The following is a 2,557-nucleotide window of genomic DNA, read 5'->3' as shown; positions in this document are numbered from 1 at the left end:
CAGTTGATGACCACCACCGAGGTCGACAACTGGCCCGCGACGTGATGGGCGTGCAAGGTCCCGAGCTGATGCAGCGCTTCCAGCAGCATGCCGAGCGCTTCCAGACCGAGATCGTCTTCGACCACATCAACAGCGTCGACTTCTCCAAGCGTCCGTTCACGCTGACCGGCGACAGCGCCGTCTACACCGCCGACACGGTGATCCTGGCCAACTGGCGCCTCGGCGCAGTACCTGGGCCTGCCGTCCGAGGAGTCCTTCATGGGCCGCGGCGTCAGCGCCTGCGCGACCTGCGACGGCTTCTTCTATCGCGAGCAGGAAGTCTGCGTGGTCGGCGGCGGCAACACCGCGGTCGAGGAGGCGCTGTACCTGTCCAACATCGCCAGCAAGGTCCACCTGATCCACCGCCGCGACAAGTTCCGCGCCGAGCCCATCCTGGTCGACAAGCTGATGGACAAGGTCCAGGCCGGCAAGATCGAGCTGCACCTGTTCCACACGCTGGACGAGGTACTGGGCGACGCCAGCGGCGTGACCGGCGTGCGCATCAGGAGCACGCAGGACGGCGCGACCACCGACGTCAAGCTGCAAGGCTGCTTCATCGCCATCGGCCACAAGCCCAACACCGAGATCTTCCGGGGGCAGATCGAACTGCGCGATGGCTACGTGCTGACGCGCAGCGGCTCCGAGGGCTTCGCCACGATGACCAGCGTGCCCGGCGTCTTCGCCGCCGGCGACGTGCAGGACCACGTCTACCGCCAGGCCATCACCAGCGCCGGCACCGGCTGCATGGCGGCGCTGGACGCGCAGCGTTTCCTGGAGCAGCAGGCGGGCTGAGTGGCCGCGGTCAGAAGGACCAGGCCACGCCGGCAACCCAGCGCTGCTGTGGCGGCACCGAGCTGTAGAGCCGCGACACGGTGAAGCGCCAGGCGCCGGCGGTGTAGCTCAAGCCGCCGTTGGCGAAGCGGTAGGAGCTGCCCTCGCCGCCCCAGGGGCTGACGATGCCCCAGCCCACGTCGGCGGCGAGCGCGCCCCACAGGCGCCGATGCCAGGTCAGCTCGACGATGGTCGCGCCGGGATGGCCGACGGCGTATCCCCGCGAGGACGACGCGGCCAGGTCCGGCGACAGCGACACCGTGCCGCCCCACTGGCCCCAGGCGCCGCCGTCCCAGAGGCTGCCGATGGAGATTTCGCTGTAGCGCAGGCGGCCCGCGCCGGGGCCGGTGTAGTCGTAATAGGCGCCGGACAGGGTCAGCGTCCGGTGGTCGTCGACCTGCCACCAGCGCGTCGCCGACACGATGGCCTCGGCGGTCGCGCCGCCGTCGGGATTGAGCGTACCCAGGCCCAGGCCCAAGGCCCAGTTGCGGTCGTCGCGGTAGAAGAAGTCGGCGGTCGCGCCGGGATGGTCGCCGCTCAGGCTCAGCCCGCGCGAGACCCGCTCCGACACCACCGACAGCGTGCCGCCCCAAGTCTGTGCATCGGCGGCGCCGGGCACCGTGGCGACGGCGGCCAGCGCGGCGATTCCCACCGCCAGCGGCCGGTCCCAGACCCGGGTTCTCCCTCTGACAAGCAGGGCGGTGACGACATTTTTAGGGGGCTCGACAACCATCGGCGGCGATTGTGGCACCCATGAACGACACTTCTGCAGAATTCGTCGCCCCATGTTTCCATCTGTTCCCAATGAGGCGGACACGGCCCTCGAGTCGCGTCTGCGCACCTGGCTGCAGGCCGCCGCGGCCGGCGACCGGTCCGGCTTCGAGCAGCTCTACCGGCATTGCCAGCCGCGCCTGTCGCGCTTCGTGCTGCGCTGCTGCGGACGGCCCGACCTGGCCGACGAGGTCGTCAACGACGCGCTCTGGATCGTGTGGCGCAGCGCCGGCAACTTCCGCGGCGAGTCGCGCGTCTCGACCTGGATCCATGGCATCGCCTACCGCTGCATGCTCAAGGCGCTGCGCGACGGCGTGACGGCCGAGGAGATCAATGCCTCCGCCGTCCATGAAGCGGAACTGGCCTCGGCCGAACCCGCCTTCAACGAGGCCGCCGACCGCGAGCAGCGCGACTGGGTGATGCGCGGCCTGGCGACGCTGCCGACCGAGCAGCGGGTGACGATGGAGCTGGCGTATTACCTGGGCGAGACCTGCGAGGACATCGCCCGCATCATGAATTGCGCCACCGGCACCGTGAAGGCGCGCATGTTCCACGCGCGGGTCCGGCTGCGCAACGTGCTGCCCGAGCTGGGCGGCCTCCCCCGTCCCGCCAGCGGCACCGAAGGACAGCCATGAGTTCCCACGACACCCCCTCCGACGCCGGCAAGGCCACCACCGATCCGGTCCACGTGACACCGAACGAGCACCGCCAGGTCTGGGACATGATCGCCTGGGTCGTCGCGGGCACTGCCACGCCGGAGCAACACCGCCAGGTGCAGGCCCACCTGCCGCACTGCGCGCATTGCCGGGACGAACTCGCGCTGCAGCAGCGCATCCACGCGGCGATGCAGGATCCCGCGGGCGTGGGCAGCGCTGGCGCCACGGCCGACGCCGACGCGATCCAGGCCGGCCTGGAT

The 2,557-nt window shown here is 70.2% G+C and carries 3 protein-coding genes and 1 pseudogene; 3 read left to right on the top strand and 1 reads right to left on the bottom strand.

The window, feature by feature from the left end; all coding sequences use genetic code 11:
• A pseudogene (locus FUT87_RS07125) lies at positions 1-831 on the top strand (FAD-dependent oxidoreductase); the annotation flags it as partial.
• 10 nt (positions 832-841) lie between these two features.
• Here the strand turns inward: FUT87_RS07125 and FUT87_RS07120 are convergent.
• Positions 842-1,522 (bottom strand): hypothetical protein, encoded by a 681-nt coding sequence (locus FUT87_RS07120; RefSeq protein ID WP_147240563.1) that lies wholly within the window; start codon positions 1,520-1,522, stop codon positions 842-844.
• A gap of 133 nt (positions 1,523-1,655) precedes the next feature.
• On the opposite strand from FUT87_RS07120, the gene FUT87_RS07115 reads away from it, so the two are divergent.
• Entirely contained in the window at positions 1,656-2,276 is a 621-nt protein-coding gene (locus FUT87_RS07115; protein ID WP_147240562.1) for an RNA polymerase sigma factor, read from the top strand.
• A partial coding sequence (locus FUT87_RS07110) for a zf-HC2 domain-containing protein (RefSeq protein ID WP_147240561.1) occupies positions 2,273-2,557 on the top strand: 285 nt, incomplete at its 3' end. The genes FUT87_RS07115 and FUT87_RS07110, both read left to right, overlap by 4 nt.

The sequence above is a fragment of the Mitsuaria sp. TWR114 genome, assembly GCF_007997345.1.
The sequence above is the reverse complement of the archived record's forward strand: the minus strand, read 5'-3'. Positions and strand labels throughout refer to the sequence as shown.

Excerpts from the sequence above, each read along its gene's own strand:
- FUT87_RS07115 (WP_147240562.1), top strand. The coding sequence starts at position 1,656 with ATGTTTCCATCTGTTCCCAATGAGGCGGACACGGCCCTCGAGTCGCGT.